General features: G+C 71.1%; 17 protein-coding genes. 5 read left to right on the top strand and 12 right to left on the bottom strand.

Annotation, left to right across the window (positions count from 1 at the left end):
- Nucleotides 1-3: 3 nt before the first annotated feature.
- The gene (locus AB3X10_RS15490; RefSeq protein ID WP_369976116.1) at nt 4-783 is read right to left on the bottom strand and encodes an SDR family NAD(P)-dependent oxidoreductase; all 780 of its coding nucleotides are present in this window, start codon (nt 781-783) and stop codon (nt 4-6) included.
- On the opposite strand from AB3X10_RS15490, the gene AB3X10_RS15485 reads away from it, so the two are divergent.
- Nucleotides 782-1,993, top strand: a complete 1,212-nt coding sequence (locus tag AB3X10_RS15485) for a LysR family transcriptional regulator (protein ID WP_369976115.1) — start codon at nt 782-784, stop codon at nt 1,991-1,993. The genes AB3X10_RS15490 and AB3X10_RS15485 overlap by 2 nt on opposite strands.
- Before the next feature lie 175 nt (nt 1,994-2,168).
- Nucleotides 2,169-2,435 carry a DksA/TraR family C4-type zinc finger protein gene (locus AB3X10_RS15480; protein ID WP_145701007.1) on the top strand — a complete coding sequence of 89 codons (267 nt, stop codon included), beginning with the start codon at nt 2,169-2,171 and terminating at the stop codon, nt 2,433-2,435.
- A 20-nt stretch (nt 2,436-2,455) separates the two neighbouring features.
- Here AB3X10_RS15480 and AB3X10_RS15475 read toward each other — a convergent pair whose 3' ends face one another.
- The 9 genes from AB3X10_RS15475 to AB3X10_RS15435 form a co-directional block, all read right to left on the bottom strand.
- Nucleotides 2,456-2,728, bottom strand: coding sequence for a DUF2789 domain-containing protein (locus AB3X10_RS15475; RefSeq protein ID WP_369976113.1), 273 nt, complete (start codon nt 2,726-2,728; stop codon nt 2,456-2,458).
- Between the two features lie 157 nt (nt 2,729-2,885).
- Nucleotides 2,886-3,464 (bottom strand): mechanosensitive ion channel domain-containing protein, encoded by a 579-nt coding sequence (locus AB3X10_RS15470; RefSeq protein ID WP_369976111.1) that lies wholly within the window; start codon nt 3,462-3,464, stop codon nt 2,886-2,888.
- A 134-nt stretch (nt 3,465-3,598) separates the two neighbouring features.
- A complete protein-coding gene (locus AB3X10_RS15465) occupies nt 3,599-3,895 on the bottom strand; it encodes a hypothetical protein (RefSeq protein WP_369976109.1) in 297 nt (98 codons plus the stop codon).
- 293 nt (nt 3,896-4,188) lie between these two features.
- A complete protein-coding gene (locus tag AB3X10_RS15460; protein WP_369976108.1) occupies nt 4,189-4,983 on the bottom strand; it encodes an EAL domain-containing protein in 795 nt (264 codons plus the stop codon).
- Between the two features lie 96 nt (nt 4,984-5,079).
- Nucleotides 5,080-5,277 (bottom strand): hypothetical protein, encoded by a 198-nt coding sequence (locus AB3X10_RS15455; RefSeq protein ID WP_145700999.1) that lies wholly within the window; start codon nt 5,275-5,277, stop codon nt 5,080-5,082.
- A gap of 16 nt (nt 5,278-5,293) precedes the next feature.
- Nucleotides 5,294-5,626 carry a YkgJ family cysteine cluster protein gene (locus tag AB3X10_RS15450; protein ID WP_263110056.1) on the bottom strand — a complete coding sequence of 111 codons (333 nt, stop codon included), beginning with the start codon at nt 5,624-5,626 and terminating at the stop codon, nt 5,294-5,296.
- Entirely contained in the window at nt 5,623-6,303 is a 681-nt protein-coding gene (locus AB3X10_RS15445) for a class I SAM-dependent methyltransferase (protein ID WP_369976107.1), read from the bottom strand. The genes AB3X10_RS15450 and AB3X10_RS15445 overlap by 4 nt, the downstream gene beginning before the upstream one ends.
- A 235-nt stretch (nt 6,304-6,538) precedes the next feature.
- The gene (locus AB3X10_RS15440) at nt 6,539-7,897 is read right to left on the bottom strand and encodes an Hsp70 family protein (protein WP_369976105.1); all 1,359 of its coding nucleotides are present in this window, start codon (nt 7,895-7,897) and stop codon (nt 6,539-6,541) included.
- Between the two features lie 188 nt (nt 7,898-8,085).
- Nucleotides 8,086-8,556 (bottom strand): FKBP-type peptidyl-prolyl cis-trans isomerase, encoded by a 471-nt coding sequence (locus AB3X10_RS15435; RefSeq protein ID WP_145700991.1) that lies wholly within the window; start codon nt 8,554-8,556, stop codon nt 8,086-8,088.
- Nucleotides 8,557-8,884: 328 nt separating this feature from the next.
- Between AB3X10_RS15435 and AB3X10_RS15430 the strand changes: the two genes are divergently transcribed.
- Nucleotides 8,885-9,226: a zinc ribbon domain-containing protein YjdM gene (locus AB3X10_RS15430; RefSeq protein WP_369976103.1), complete on the top strand. Its 342-nt coding sequence runs from the start codon at nt 8,885-8,887 to the stop codon at nt 9,224-9,226.
- Between the two features lie 110 nt (nt 9,227-9,336).
- On the opposite strand, the gene AB3X10_RS15425 is transcribed toward AB3X10_RS15430, so the two are convergent.
- Together AB3X10_RS15425 and AB3X10_RS15420 are read right to left on the bottom strand one after the other, a co-directional pair.
- On the bottom strand, nt 9,337-10,521 hold the full coding sequence (locus tag AB3X10_RS15425; protein ID WP_369976101.1) for an MFS transporter: 1,185 nt from the start codon (nt 10,519-10,521) through the stop codon (nt 9,337-9,339).
- On the bottom strand, nt 10,518-11,711 hold the full coding sequence (locus AB3X10_RS15420) for a serine hydrolase domain-containing protein (RefSeq protein WP_369976099.1): 1,194 nt from the start codon (nt 11,709-11,711) through the stop codon (nt 10,518-10,520). Before AB3X10_RS15420 ends, AB3X10_RS15425 begins: the two co-directional genes overlap by 4 nt.
- 112 nt (nt 11,712-11,823) lie before the next feature.
- On the opposite strand from AB3X10_RS15420, the gene AB3X10_RS15415 reads away from it, so the two are divergent.
- Complete coding sequence (locus tag AB3X10_RS15415; protein WP_369976098.1) at nt 11,824-12,702, top strand: LysR family transcriptional regulator; 879 nt, start codon at nt 11,824-11,826, stop codon at nt 12,700-12,702.
- 84 nt (nt 12,703-12,786) lie between these two features.
- Nucleotides 12,787-15,297, top strand: a complete 2,511-nt coding sequence (locus AB3X10_RS15410) for an alpha/beta hydrolase family protein (RefSeq protein ID WP_369976097.1) — start codon at nt 12,787-12,789, stop codon at nt 15,295-15,297.
- The last annotated feature ends 2 nt before the right edge of the window (nt 15,298-15,299 follow it).

Below are 15,299 nucleotides of genomic sequence, written 5' to 3'. Positions count from 1 at the left end.
GGCTCACACGATGGTCGGGGTGATGCCGCCGTCCACGCGCAGCGCCGCGCCGTTGGTCGCCGCCGACAGCGGGCTCGCTACGTAGGCGACCAGGCTGGCGACCTCTTCGGGCTCGATCATGCGCTGGATCAGCGAGCTGGCGCGCTCCTTGGCGAAATACTCGCGCTCCATCGCTTCGGGCGGCATGTCCGGATCGCTGGCGACGCTGCGCATGAACTCCTCGATGCCGGCCGAGCGCGTGGTGCCGGGCAGCACCGCGTTGACGGTGACGCGGGTGCCCTTGGTGGTCGCCGCCAGGCCGCGCGAAATGGCCAGCTGCGCGGTCTTGGTCATGCCGTAGTGGATCATGTTGGGTGGGACCAGCACCGCGCTTTCGCTGGAGATGAAGACGATCCGGCCCCAGTCGCGCGCGAGCATGCCGGGCAGGTAGTGCCGTGCCAGGCGCGCGCCGCTCAGCACGTTGACTTCGAAGAAGCGCAGCCAGTCCGCATCGCTGATCTCGCCGAATTCCTTGGACTCGTAGATGCCCAGATTGTTGACCAGCACATCGACCTGCGGCACCGCGGCGGTGAGCGCCGCGGCGCCTGCTGCGGTCGCCGGGTCGGCCAGCACGCTGCGCACGTTGCCGCCGATGCTGGCGGCGGCAGTGTCCAGATTGGCCTGGTTGCGGCCGCAGATGATCAGCTCGGCGCCTTCGGCGGCGAGCGTGCGGGCGATGGCCAGGCCGATGCCGGCGGTGGCGCCGGTGACGAGAACGGTCTTGCCGTGGAGTTGCAGATCCATGAGGGCATCCTTCGGTGAGAGAGAGGAAAGCGGTGCGGCGCTGGCCGCATCCGGCGGAAAAGACGGGGCGCGGCGCGCGCTGCGCGCGGCGGCCACGGGCCCGGCGCGTGCGCTGCCGCCAGCAGAGCCATGGGTGCTCGCTGCACTGCCGATGCGTCCTGGTGGAAGACTTCGGCATACAGCTCGGTCGGTACGGGCCACGATAGGCCGCGGCGACGGATTTGATAATCCGTCGCGCCGGCCTATGATCTGTGAAGCGAATTCACAGGTTGGCGCAATGGACAATCGGGCCGGCGAAATGCAGGTGTTCCTGCGGGTCGTGGATGCCGGCAGTTTCTCTGCGGCGGCACGCCTGCTGCGCATGACCCCGTCCACGGTCAGCAAGCTGATCGGTCGCGTCGAGACCCGCCTGGGCGTGCGCCTGCTCGAGCGTTCGACCCGGCGCCTGTCGCTGACCGCCGAAGGCCAGGTCTACTACGATCGCAGCCTGTCGCTGCTCGCCGAACTCGACGACGTGGAGCGCGACCTCGGCCGCGACGCGGCCAGCGCCGGCGGCAGCGTACGGGTGAATGCGTCGGTGGCATTCGGCATTCTCGGCCTGGAGCCGCTGCTTCCGGCGTTCTGGCAGGCGCATCCGCAGATCGTGGTCGATCTTTCGCTGTCCGACGAGATGGTCGATCTGTACCTGGATCGCACCGACGTCGCGTTCCGCGTCGGCGCCTTGCAGGATTCGAACATGATGGCGCGGCATGTCGGCGTGGCGCGGCGCAAGATCGTCGCCGCGCCGGCCTATCTGGCGCGCCACGGCACGCCGCGCAGCATCGACGCGCTGTCGCGGCACAGCTGCCTGGGCTTCAATTTCCGCCGCGCCGCACCCGTGTGGCCGCTCGCGCACAGCGGCCGCATCGTCGATCGCACGGTGCAGGGCGCGCTGCTTGCCAACAACGGCGAAACGGTGCGGCGCATGGCCGTCGCCGGCATCGGCCTGGCGCGGCTGGGCGATTATCACGTGCGCGACGATCTGGCCGCGGGCCGCCTGGTGGAAGTGCTGCAGGAAGCGGTGGAGGGCGATACCGAGGAGATCCATGCGCTCTATCGCGGCGGCCCACGCTTGCCGCAGCGCGTGCGCGTGTTCCTGGATTTCGTGGTGCCGCGGTTGCAGCGGTTTCTGGCTGGGCGGGAACCGCGACTCGGGAACCGGGACGCGTAATCTTGCGCTACGGATTTATTGCGCGATAAGCGCGGATTCTCGCAATCGGCACGGTTCCCGGCTTTGCCGAGTCCCGGGTCGCGACTGAATCCCCAAGCAATGTGAAGGCGCCCGCCATTGCATTGGCGGGCATCGGCCGCATCATCGGAAACAGGCAACACAGCAGGAGACGGCGATGGCCACAGGGTGGGCAGGCGACGGCGCGGTGCAGGACCAGATCGACGCGACCGTCGAAGATGCGATCAAGCGTGCGCGCAGCCAGCTGCCGCAGGGCCCGAGCCTGGAGCACTGCGAAGCCTGCGATGCGCCGATTCCCGAGGCGCGGCGCAAGGCGGTGCCCGGCGTGCGCCTGTGCGTGGCCTGCCAGGAAGCGCAGGACCGCGAGCAGCACGAGCACAGCGGCTACAACCGCCGCGGCAGCAAGGACAGCCAGCTGCGCTGACCGCCAGCGGGGCCGGGCGCTCAGTCGTCGTTGGCGGCGCTGCTGACCGGCGGCACCGGCCGCGAGTGCAGGGCGATGTTGAGCTGGTCCACCACCATCGCCCAATCGGCGTCGTCCAGGCGCTCCTCGCGCAGCAGCTGCGCCTGTGCCGGGGTCCAGAACGGCGCCTCTTCCAGCCGCATCGTGTCCGGCAGCGGCGAGTGCCGGGCGATGAACTGGCGGATCTCGGTTTCGCTGTTGGGCAGGCCCAACTGCGCGAACAGCTCGGCAAACGGATGGACGGGTTGTTCCATGGGGCACCTTGTGGGCAGGGGAGGGCGCGCGTCGCGCGGCGGCGGCGTGCGTGACCGGACACCATAGCGTCCGCGCGATCAGTGTCTTGTTAGGACGTGCGCTTGCGTCGTGCCGGGGCCTGTCGGTCGAAGTCCCGATCGATCGGGACGACAGGCGCTAGCCGAGTCCGGGCGGCACCGGATGGCCGCGCCAGCGCCGCGTGCTGCGCTGGAAGAACAGGCTGTTGGGGATCTGCAGCACGCTGTCGCCGTCGTCGTCGCGGTTCTCGCGCAGCGTGGTGTAGATCAGGTTGATGTCCACCACCTGGCCCTTGAGCCCGGGCTTTTCGCCGTTCTCGAGCAGTTCGATGTGGTCGTGCAGGCGGAACGGGCGGGTGGTGAAGATCAGCAGCGTGCAGAAGATGTTGGACAGCACGCTCCAGGCGGCGAAGAACGCCACCGCGGCGACGGCGGCGAAGCCGGTGAACGCGGTCCACAGCACGGTGCCGGAGACGCCGAGCCGGTCCAGGATCATCAACAGCGCCGCGGTGTAGATCACGAAGCCGCTGCCGCGGCGCGCCATCATCATCAGCTCCGGCGGCAAAGCATAGTGTTCGCCCAGCCGCCGCACCAGCCGCCGCAGCAGCGTGCGCAACAGCCATGCGGCAAGCACGATCAGCGCGATCTGCGCGCCCGGCACGATCAGGTCCAGCCAGCGGTGGACCCAGGGCGGCAGCATGGCGTGGAGCGAGGACATCGGCGGGTTCGGCATGGCGGGGGAGGCGCGATGGTCGCAATCCCAGCTGCGCCGATCAAGTGCGGCGCAGCTGCCGACGCGTGCTGACGCCGTGCCCGCACGCGGTGCGCGGCGGCGGGCGCGGCGGGCGCCGGTCAGGGCGAGTAGCTGCTGGTGACGGTGATCGCGGACTGCGCCGCAGTGAAGGCCATCTCCTTGGGCGTATCGGTCTGCGAGGTCCAACTGTCGGTCGCGTAGGTATAGGTGGCGCGCAGATACACCGTGTCGTCCACGCCGAAGCTGATCGTGGTATCCCCGGACACGCTGAGCGTGAACGACTTGCGCAGCTGACCGACGGTGTAGCGTTCGTTGATCACGCCTTCGGCGTACACCGTCCACTCCTGATCCTGACGGCTGTCGTTGTAGAGGAAGAGCGTCTTGTTGCGGGCCATGGTCCAGCTCCTGAAGGAAAGGGGTCGACGTGCTCGGCGCGGCAGCGGCGGTGCGGCCATGTCGAGGCGGACGGCATCTCCAGGAACGGGCGGCGATGAGGGTTGTGAGCGCGGCGGGCAGTGCGGGTGGTGGCAGCCGATCCTGAAGCGGCGCGCGAGGCGACTGCCGCGCGCATTGCAGGCGGATATTGCCTGCGGCGGCGTCCGCAGGCGGAAGTTCGCCTTGCATGCGTTGCGATCGTTGCGATTGCCGCCTCCCTCCAGCAAGGCGTGGCCGTGCACCGCCGCGCTGCTCAGCCCGCGTGTTCCAGGCTGTCCCAGCGTTCGGCGGAGATCTGCGGCAGCGCTTCCAGCGCCGGCATCGCGAACAGGAAACCCTGGTACAGGCCGATGCCCAGTGCGCGCAGCGCGCGGTATTCGGCCGGCGTCTCCACGCCTTCGGCCAGCACCCGGCAGCCCAGCGCCGCGGCCATGCCGACGATGCCGGCGACGATGTGCCGGCGCGGCGCGCTGGCGTCGATGCCGCGGATCAGCGCCATGTCCAGCTTGAGCAGATGCGGCTGGAAATCGGCGAGCAGGTTGAGCCCGGAGTGGCCGGCGCCGAAATCGTCGATCGCGGTCAGGAAGCCGCGCTGCGCGTAGTCGCGCAGGATCCGCACCACCTTGGGCAGGTCGCGGATGTGCTCGGACTCGCTCATCTCGAAGATCAGGTCGCCGGTGGGCACGCCGTAGCGCTCGGCCGCGGCCAGGGTCAGGCGGATGCAGGTCGCCGGTTCGTAGACCGCGTTGGGAATGAAATTGATCGACAGCCGGGTGCGCAGGCCCAGCCGCGCCGCGGTGGCGATCGCCTGCACCCGGCAGGTCTGGTCGAAGCGGTACAGCTGCTGCGGGCGCACCCGCGCCAGCACCGCGGCCGCGCCGCTGCCATCCTCGCCGCGCACCAGCGCTTCGTAGGCGTAGATCGCGCGCGCGTCCGCGTCGACGATCGGCTGGAACGCCATGCGGATGCCGAAGTCGAGCGGTTCGCCATCGCGGCAGTTGCCGCAGGCGGGCTGGCCCAGTTCGGCGGACAGGGATCGCAGGAGCATGCCGTGCGCCTAGCGCAGGAAGAGACCAGGATTCTATCGGCCGGCGCCGTGAAGACGGCGCCGACGGCGCGCGCGGCGCTGCCGCGGCGCGCGGGTTCAGCCGGCTTCGGCTTCGTCGACTTTCTTCAGCACGCGGGTGGTGCCGAGCACTTCGACGCGGCCGCCGGCCTTGCGGAACGCGGCCATGTCGGCCTCGATGCGCTCGCGGCTGAGGCCTTTCTGCGCCTTGTCGCCGCTGCCGCTGCGTGCGGTCTTGGCGGTCGGGGGCGGGGTCTTGCTGGTGGGACGTGCCATGGTGGATCTCCTGGAGTCAGTACATCGTCAGGGGAATGCCGCGCGCCAACTGATCGTTGTGGATGCGGCGGATGTCGCGGCAGTACGGGCCGGCCATCGTGAACTTGCGGCAGATCGCCGGGCGCTGCTCGTAGATCGAGCAGCACATGCGCTTGCTGTCCACCGCCACGCACCAGCCGTCCTCGTCGCGCGCCATCACGTGCAGGCCTTGCTCGGTGTGCTCGGTGAGGTGCTCGGGCACCTTGTCCTCGGGCATCAGCAGCACGGTCAGGCGGCAGCAGATCGCATCGCAGCGATCGCAGGCGACGGATTTTTCGGCCGGGGCGCGGGTTGCCGGTTGCGCGCTCAAGCGTTGCCGCCGGTCGGCATGGCGTCGCGCCGGTAGCGCAGCACGCGGCCGCGGTAGGGCGGCAGGTCGCCGGGACTCAACTGCAGTTCGCGCTGTTCGCTGAGCGCATAGCCCTGCGCGGACAGCGCGCGGGTCAGCGCGGCGCTGTTGCCGCGGCCCGGATCGGCGATCAGCACTTCCGCGCTGGGCGTCGCGTGCCGCGCCAGCAAGTCGGCGAGCATGGTCGGATGCTGGTGCTCGTACAGCACGTCGCTGCCGATGATCACGTCGAACCGGCCCAGGCCGTCGTTGGGCTGGTCCCAGTCGAGGCGCCGGTACGGCACCGCGGGCATCGCGTTGAGCGCGGCGTTGTAGGCCAGGAACACCTCGGTCAGCGGATGGCGGTCGCTGGCGACGATGTCGGCGCCGCGGCGGCGCAGCACCAGGCTGGCCAGGCCGAGGCCGCAGCCGATCTCGAGGATGCGCTTGCCGGCGATGTCGTGCAGCGCCATCGCGTTGGCGAGCAGGCGCCCGGCCGGCCACACGTTGCCGAACAGGCTCCATTGCGCCGAGGAAATACCGGCCGCTTCGGCCTGCGCATCGGGATCGGAGAACTGTTGGGTATCGAGCAGCGAACGGATGCGATAGTCCTGGCCGCCCAGGTTGAGCGTATTGATCTGGGTGGCGTAGCCGGACACAGGCGCTCCCGGTGGGTCCGGCCCGGAACGGGACGGAGGCTGGCGCGAGAAGAGGAGCGAGTCGGGCGACAGAAACGGCCGGACGAGACGCGCGTAGGAACGTGACGCTGAAGCGTGACCGCGCATATTACGCCAGTCGCGCCCCTTGCGTATGAACGGAACCTGCGCTAGCGCCTGCGTGCGCCCGAGGCTGCCGGCGCGTGCCGGGCAACGCCGCGCCGCGGGCCGGCGGCGCTCAGCGCTGCGCGGCGGCCAGGGCCAAGCCCTGGACCACGCCGAACGAGGGATCGCCGTGCACCAGCCGCGCCTGCGGGAACGCCGCGGCGACCACCTGCTGGATGTAGCCGGCGCGCGACATGCCGCCGGTCAGGAACACCGCCGCCGGTTCGCGGCCGATGTCGCCGCGGACCTGCGCCAGCAGTTCGCCCAGCGCTTCGAGATAGCTGCGTGCGGCATGGGTCAGCTGCTCGGCGCGCACCTGCACCTGCAGCCCGGCCTCGATGTAGTCCAGCGCTTCTTCATGTTGCTCGCTGTCGCTGAGGCCGATCTTGCTGCGTTCCACCGCGCGGTACAGGCGCGCGGTGTTGCCGGTGTCCTGCAGCGCCTGCAGGCGCGTGTCGTACGGACGCGGCACCTCGTCGTAGCGGTGCTGGCGGAAATCGCGCTGGCGGGTGGTGTCCTGCACCATCGCCGCCTCGACGTAGTGGTGCGCCGGCACGCGCGTGCTGCCGCGGCCGAACAGCGGCATGTAGCTGGCCAGGCTCAGCGCCAGGTCGATGTCGGTGCCGCCGCGGGCGATGCCCCAGGCGCGATGCACGTCGGGGGCGCCGTCGCCGCCGACGCTGGCGTGGGCGATGTCGGTGGTGCCGCCGCCGATGTCCACCACCACCGCGTCGTGGCGCTCGCGGCTGCCGGCGTGGTAGTGCATCGCCGCGGCGGCGGGTTCTTCCAGGAACGCGATGTCGTCGAAGCCGGCGGCGATCGCGGCGCTGTGCAGGATCTCCAGCGCCTGTGCGTTGCCGGCTTCGCCGATCGAGCTGCGGAACTGCACCGGACGCCCGAGCAGGGCGCTGCGCACCTGCACGCCGAGCTGCTGCGAGGCGGTGAGGCGGATGTGTTCGAGGATGTGCGTGGCGATGCCGGTGATGGTCTGCCGGGCGCGCGGATGCAGGTTGTAGCCGAGCATCGATTTCGGGCTCTGCACCAGGCTGCCTTCGCCTTCGACGAAGTACGCGTCCAGCGCCGCGTCGCCGTACACCGCGTTCTGCAGCAGCGCGGCGGAACTGCGCGGCTCGCGCATCTGCGCTTCCATCCATTGCCGGCGCACCACGCGGATCGCATCGCGGCGCAACTCGTCGCGGCTGCGCTCGCGGCCGGCGGCGAGCGCGTCGCGGCGGCCGGACTCGATCAGTTCGTCCACCTGCCGCTCCAGCGCCGGGGTCAGCTCGAAATCCGCCGGATCGCGCATCACCTCGGGGAAGTACACGGTGGTGCGGAACTGGTGCTGGTCGCCGAAGCCGATCGGCACCACGCGGCCATCGATCACCGCGGCGGCGGCGGAGTTGCTGGTGCCGAAATCGATGCCGAGTCTCATCTCGCTGCGGGGCCGGGCAGAGGGGCCGCGCACTGTGCGGCAAGCCGCCGCGCGGCGCAAGCCGGCGGCCGCCGGCGCGGTGCCGGCAGCGCGCGACGTCGTTGCGGTGCGGGTCGCCGTGCGCCGCCCCGCAATGCACGAGGCCCGCGATCGCGGGCCTCGTGCGGATCCAGCGGGTGCGCGCTCGGTTACAGCGCCGCGCCGGCGTGGCCCTGGTTCTTTTCCTGTTCGGTGGCCTCGCGCACGCCGGCCACTTCCACCGCGAAATGCAGGACCTGCCCGGCCAGCGGATGGTTGCCGTCGATGGTCACCAGCTCGGGGCCGACCTCGACCACGGTGACCAGCAGCGGGCCCTGGTCGGTCTGCGCCTGGAACTGCATGCCGGGCTCGAGGCCGGCGGCGTCCGGGAACGAACTGCGCGGCACCTGCTGCTGCAGTTGCTCGTGGCGCGGGCCGTAGCCTTCGGCCGGGATCACGTCGACCTGCACGCGTTCGCCGCTGCGCTTGCCGGTCAGCGCCTTTTCCAGCCCCGGCACGATGTTGCCGGCGCCGTGCAGATAGCTGAGCGGATTGTCCGGCGAGGACTGATCGATCACCTCGCCGGCATCGTCGGTCAGGGTGTAGTGGATGGTGGCGACAAGACCATTGGCGATCTCCATGGGAAACCTCATTTCAAGTAGGAAGTGGGATACGCCGGCACAGTCACAGCGCGATGAGAGGTGCTACCCGGCTACCCTAACGAAAAGCGGCGGCGGACCGCAAGTCGGCGCGCCGCCGGTGCGCGGATTCGGCGTTGCGCGCGGCGCGCGGGCAATGCGCCGGCGCCGCGCTTGGCGATGGTCCGGTCGCCAAGTGCGGCGCGGAGCGCTCGGCGCGCATCGGCAGCGGCGGACGTCGCAACTCCTGCGGGAGCGGCGGCCTGGGCGGCTGCGCGGGGCGGGCGGCTACAATAGTCGTCTTCCCGTCGTCGCCGTAGCAAGGAATTCCATGTCCGCCGCACCCGCCTGTCCGCAATGCACCCTGCAGAACACCTACGTGGACGGAGCGATGTGGATCTGCGCCGACTGCGGCTACGAGTGGCCGGCAGCGGCGGACACCGCCGCCGCGGCGGAAACGGTGGTGCGCGACAGCAACGGCAACGTGCTGCAGGCCGGCGACACGGTGGTGGTGATCAAGGACCTGAAGGTCAAGGGATCGTCGATCCCGCTCAAGCAGGGCACGGTGATCCGCGGCATCCGCCTGGTCGAGGACGATGCCGAGCACATCGAAGGCAACTCGGACAAGATCAAGGGCCTGGTGCTGAAGACCTGCTTCCTGCGCAAGGCCTGAGCCGCGCGTCGGGTTCGACGCGCCGCTGCCGTCGCGCCCGGGGCATGCCGGCGCGTTCGCGGCACGCACAAGCGCCGCCGATGCGCGCTGCCGCGTCGTGGCGGCGCGGCTCAGCCCCAGCCCTGCCGGCGCTGCGCGAACGCCCCTGCCAGCACCAGCAGCGCCAGCGCCGCCCAGGACAAGGCGGTGGCGCCATGGCGCTGCAGCAACGCACCGCCGAGCACGCCGCCGGCGGCGATCGCCAGGTTCCAGCCGGTGACCACCAGCGACTGCGCCAGGTCGGCGGCGTCGCCGGCACGCCGCGCGATCGCGGTCTGGAACAGCGTGGCGCAGCCGCCGAACGCCAAGCCCCACACCGCCAGTGCCACGGCCAGCAGCGTCGGCGAACGCGGCCACAGCGCCATCGCCAGCGCGGCGAGCGCGAACAGGCCGATGCTGGCCAGCAGCAGCGGCCGCATCCAGCGATCGATCCACACGCCCACCGCGACGATGCCGAGCAGCGCGGCCACGCCGAACAGCAGCAGGGAGCGATCCACCGGCGCCGCGGACAGCGCCAGCAACGGCGCGACGTAGGTGTAGAGCAGGTTGTGCGCGAGCACGAACAGCAGCATCACCGCCAGCACCTGGACGATGCCGGGCAGGCCCAGCACGCGGCGCAGCGGCAGCGCCGCCTGCGCGGCCTGGCCGGCGAAGTCGGGCAGCGCGGCGCGGGCCCAGCCGAGCAGGCCGAGGCTCAGCAGCGACATCGCGCCGAAGCTCCAGCGCCAGCCCCACTGCTGCCCGAGCCAGGTGCCGGCCGGCACGCCCAGTGCCAGCGCCAGCGGCGTGCCGACCATCGCCACCGCGATGGCGCGGCCCTGCCGTGCCGGCGCCACCATCCGGCCCGCGTAGCCGGCCAGCAGCGCCCACAGCAGCCCGGCGCTGACCCCGGCAAGCAGGCGCGCGGCCAGGATCAGCGGATAACGGGTCGACACGGCGGTGACCGTGTTGGCCACCGCGAAGCCGGCGATGGCGGACAGCAGCAAGGGGCGCCGGCGCAGGCGCCGGGTAGCCGCGGTGAGCGGGATCGCGGCCAGCAGCGAGCCCAGCGCGTAGATGCTGACCAACTGGCCGATCCCTGCCTCGCTCACGCCCAGTGCCGCCGCCATCGACGGCAGCAGGCCGGCCGGCAGCGTCTCGGTGAGGATGGTGACGAAGCCGGCGCAGGCCAGCGCCAGCAATCCGCTCCAGGGCAGGCGCCGCGCTGGCGTCGCAGCGGGGGCGGCCGGGCAGGGCGCGAGGCGTTCGCCGTTCATGCCGGCACATCGCGCAGGCTGGCGTAGACCGCGTCGCGCAGCTCGGTCACGAACGCGCCGGACATGCCTTCGTACAAGGTATTGGTCAGCGCCACCACGCTCAGCTGCCGCGCCGGATCGACGAACCAGCTGTGCCCGTAGGCGCCGCCCCAGCGCCAGGTGCCGGGCGCTTCCGGGGTCGCGGTCGGTGCCGGATCGCGCAGCACCGCAAAGCCCAGGCCGTAGCCCCAGCCCGGCCCGTCCGGCGGGCCGAAGTCGCCCGCCTGCGCGCGGCCCATCTCCGCAACCAGCGCGGCCGGCAACAGCGGCGCGCCGCCGCGGCGCAACGCCTCGAGCAGGCGCAGCACGTCGTCGGCGCTGCCGACCATGCCGGCGCCGGCCGACGCGAACGCGTCGCGGTCCAGCGCGCGCGAGGGATGGAACACGATGCCGGCGCCGTCCGCGAACGGCGCGACGACCTCGCCTTCGCCCAGCCGATGCGGCACCGGCGCGCCGCTGACGTAGGGCACCGCCAGCCTTGCCGGGTCTTCGGCGTGGAAGCCGGTGGCATGCATGCCCAGCGGCGCGGTCACCCATTCGCGCACCACCGCCGGCAGCGGCTGGCCGCTGGCCGCCTGCAGCACCGCGCCGGCGACATCGACCGACAGCGAATAGCCCCAGCCGCTGCCTGGCGCGTACTGCAGCGGCACCTGGGCGAGGCGGCGCAGGTTCTGCTCCAGGCTCAGGCCGCTGGCGTCCATGCCGTCGGAGACGCCGGCGCGCGCATGCGCGCCGTCCGCCGGTTCGAGGAAGCGGTAGCCGAGCCCGGCGCTGTGGCTGAGCAGCTGGCGCAGGCTGATGTCCGGCACGCGCCCGTCGGGCAGGGCGGGCCGGAACCACGGCAGCCACTGCGCGACCGGCGCATCCAGCGCCAGGCGGCCCTGCGCGACCAGCGCCAGCGCGGCGGTCGCCACGATCGGCTTGCTGACCGAGGCCAGGCGGAACGTCGCGTCCTCGCGCATCGGCCGCTGCGCCTCGCGGTCGGCCCAGCCGGCGGCGCGGCGGTACAGGCAGGCGCCGCGGTGGGCGACCAGCACCACCGCACCGACCAGGCGTTGCTGCTGCAGCGCGGCGTCGATCGCGGCATCGAGCGGTGCGGCCTGGCGCGGCGACAGCGTCGGCGCAGGAGCGGCGGTGGAGGACGTGGGCATCGGCGCGACTCGTGGAGGAGGGAGGTGCAGCGTGGGCGCATGCCGATTGCGGAAAAAGACGGGTAGAGTTCCTGGCTACGAGGACGTAAATGTCCGCAATGGTGGCGGTGCGATGGACAGTCTGGGCAGCCTGCGCGGCTTCGTACAGGTGGTGGAGAGCGGCGGCTTCGCCGAGGCCGGGAGGGCGCAGGGCCTGTCCGCGTCGGCGATGGCCAAGAGCGTGTCGCGGCTGGAGCAGTCGCTGGGCGTGCGCCTGTTCCATCGCAGCACCCGCAGCCTGACCCTGACCGCCGAAGGCCAACTGTTCCTGCCGCGCTGCCGGCGCATCCTGGCCGAGGCCGAAGCGGCGCGCGGCGAGCTGGGCAGCCTGGCCGCGACGCCGAAGGGGCGGCTGCGGATCAGCCTGCCGATGAACAACAACGTGCTGCTGCCGGTGCTGGCCGACTTCATGCGCGCCTATCCGCAGATCCAGCTGGACCTGGATTTCGACGACCGCCTGGTGGACGTGATCGAGGAGGGCTTCGATGCGGTGCTGCGCGTGGCCGAGCCGGACGACTCGCGGCTGGCCTCGCGCCGCCTGGGCCGCTTCCGCCGCTGCCTGGTCGCCGCGCCGGACTACCTGCAGCGCTGCGGCACGCCGCTGCGGCCGGCCGACCTGCTCGCCCACCAGTGCCTGCACTACCGTTTCCGCAGCAGCGGGCGTCTGGAAGCCTGGCCGATGGGCGCGGCGGCGGCCGGCCTGCAGTTGCCGGTGTCGATGGTCTGCAACAACATCGAGACGCGGCTGAGCTTCGCCCTGCGCGGCTGCGGCATCGCCTTCCTGCCGGAACACTCGGTGCGCGCGGAGCTTGCGGCCGGCACGCTGCGCACGCTGCTCGACGACTACGTCGATTCCACCGGCACCTTCCACCTGCTGTGGCCGTCCGGCCGGCACATGCTGCCGAAGCTGCGCGTGTTCGTCGATTTCCTCGGCGAGCGGCTGGTGCTCTAGCGGCTGCCGTAGGCGGCTGCGGCGCGGCTATCATGCGCGCTGGGCGCAGGGGGGCTGCCGCCCGGCAAGGAAACAGGGGACACCATGGAAAAGCACGTTGTCGCGGCCGGCGGTCGCGTGGGGCGCCGGCTGGCGTGGCTGTTGCTGCTGGCGCTGTGCACGCTGGCGCTGCCGGCGTGGGCGCGGATGCAGGAGGTCAAGCCGGGGCAGACACCGCAGCTGGCGCCCGACGAGGGCCTGGTGCTGGTCGCGGTGGACACCGATGTCGACCTGTACGGCGTGGAGTTGAACAAGGACGGCAAGATCTTCGGCGCCGGCACCATGGCCAAGCTCAAGCCGGGCATCAGCTACCGGCTGTACATCGCGCCGGCCGGCGACTACGCCTGGCGCAAGATCTCGCTGCTGCCGGAGCTCAGTTACAACATGCGCGACAGCGACGAGTTCCGCTTCCGCATCCAGCCCGGACGCATCACCTATCCGGGCGACCTGCTGTTCCGTCCCAAGTCCCTGTTCAATTTCGACATCGGCATGGTCAACCGTTCGCTGGCGGCGATGGACTGGCTGCAGCAGACCCATCCGGCGCTGTGGGCGCAGTACGAACTGGGCTATTCGGGGCACTATCCCGATCCGTTCCCGCAGTTCTACCGCAAGGCGCTGGCCCAGCATCCCGATGCCACGCCGGCGGCGAAGGTGGCGTTGCGCGCGCCGCCGCTGCCGGCCGCGATGCCGATCGCCCCCGCCACATTGTTCCGCGGCAATCTGGTCAACGCGCTGGAGCTGAATCCGCGCGGCGACCTGCTGGCGCTGCAACTGCACGAGCGCAAGGACGAATGGCGCATCGAACTGCTGGATCTGGCCAGCAACCAGCAGCGCCTGCTGGCCACCAGCGTCGAGCCGATCAAGCAGTTGCTGTGGGCCGGCAACGACGCGCTGCTGTTCACCGTGCGCGTGCCGCATGGCCAGGACGTGGTGCGCGGCATGCGCGTGGATGTCGGCGCCGACGGCAAGCGCAAGTGGAGCGCGCTGACCCTGCCCGATGGCGGCTACATCGTCGATGCCCTGCCGCAGGCGCCCAACACGGTGCTGTACGCCACCACGCTGCGCAACGGCGACAACGCGGTGCAGTTGATGGACGTCTCCAGCCAGGCGGCGATCGACCGCTGGCGGCCGCGCTTCCAGGAGCGGCTGAACATCGGCCTGGAGCGCGACGTCGGCTGGCTGACCGATGGCAACGGGCGGCTGCGCCTGGCGGTGGTGCGGCGCGACGACGACTACGTGCTGCTGTACCGCGACGGCATGGGCGCGACCTACCACGACGTGATGACGCTCAGCGACCTGCGCGATTTCCAGCCGGTCGGGCTGTCCTTCGATGCCGGCGAGATCTACGCGGTGACCGACGAGGGGCGCGGCCAGCGCGACCTGGTCGCCTACGACGTCGCCGCGCGCAAGATCGTGCGCACGCTGTTCAGCCAGCCCGGGGTCGACGTGGTCGACCTGATCCAGGGCCCGCGGCGCACGCCGATCGGGGTGACCTACTACGAGAGCGGGCGCCTGGTCAGCCACTACTTCGAAAGCACCGACGAGCGCCTCGGCCGCGCGCTGAGCGCCGCGCTGCCCGGGCGCAATGTGCAGATCGCCGCGCGCAACCTGGACGGACGGCAGATGATCCTGTGGGCCGATGCCGCCGACCAGCCGCCGCAGCTGTACCACCTGGACCTGGACAAGCGCGCCGCCACCGCGATCGCCGAGGACATGCCGTGGCTGCAGGGCCTGCACTTCGCGCCCAGCGAAGTGCTCAAGTTCAAGGGCCGCGACGGGTTGCCGCTGGAGGCGTTCCTGACCCTGCCGCAGGGCGGCGGGCGCAAGCCGCTGGTGGTGTTCCCGCACGGCGGGCCGATCGGCGTGGCCGATTCGCTGGGCTTCGATCCGGACACCCAGTTCCTGGCCTCGCTCGGCTATGCGGTGCTGCGGGTCAACTTCCGCGGCTCCGACGGCTACGGGCGCGCGTTCCGCGAAGCCGGGCGCGGCGGCTTCGGCACGCTGATCGAGGACGACATCGATGCGGCGATCGGGCAGGCGCTGGCGCGCTATCCGCTGGATGCGCAGCGCATGTGCGTGCTCGGCGCCAGCTACGGCGGCTACTCGGCGCTGGTGATGGCGATGCGCTGGCCGGAGCGTTTCCGTTGCGTGGCGTCGATCGCCGGGGTCGCCGACCGGATCCTGTTCTATACCGCCAGCGATTCCGGTCGCGATGCCGAAGGCCGCGCCAACCTGGAACGCCGGCTCGGCAATCCGAACACGCAGCTGGAGCAGATGACCAGCACCTCGCCGCTGTACCGCTACGAGGCGATCACCGTGCCGGTGCTGCTGGCGCACGGGCTGGAGGACCGGCGCGTGGACTACGAGCACACCCGGCGCATGCTGCGGATGCTGGACATGGCCGGCAATCCGCCGGTGGGGCTGACCTTCGAGGGCGAAGGCCATGGCTTCGCCGACGTCGATCATCGCGCCGCGTTGTGGAGCGGCGTGGCCGGCTTCCTGCAGGCGCACCTGTCCGCGGACGCGCCGCCGCAGAAGGCGGCGACGCCTCCTTGAGC

Origin of the sequence: Xanthomonas sp. DAR 80977 (assembly GCF_041240605.1) — a bacterium.
GTDB classification, from domain to species: domain Bacteria; phylum Pseudomonadota; class Gammaproteobacteria; order Xanthomonadales; family Xanthomonadaceae; genus Xanthomonas_A; species Xanthomonas_A bundabergensis.
Note: the sequence above shows the minus strand (reverse complement) of the source record. Positions and strands in the feature narration are given on the sequence as shown.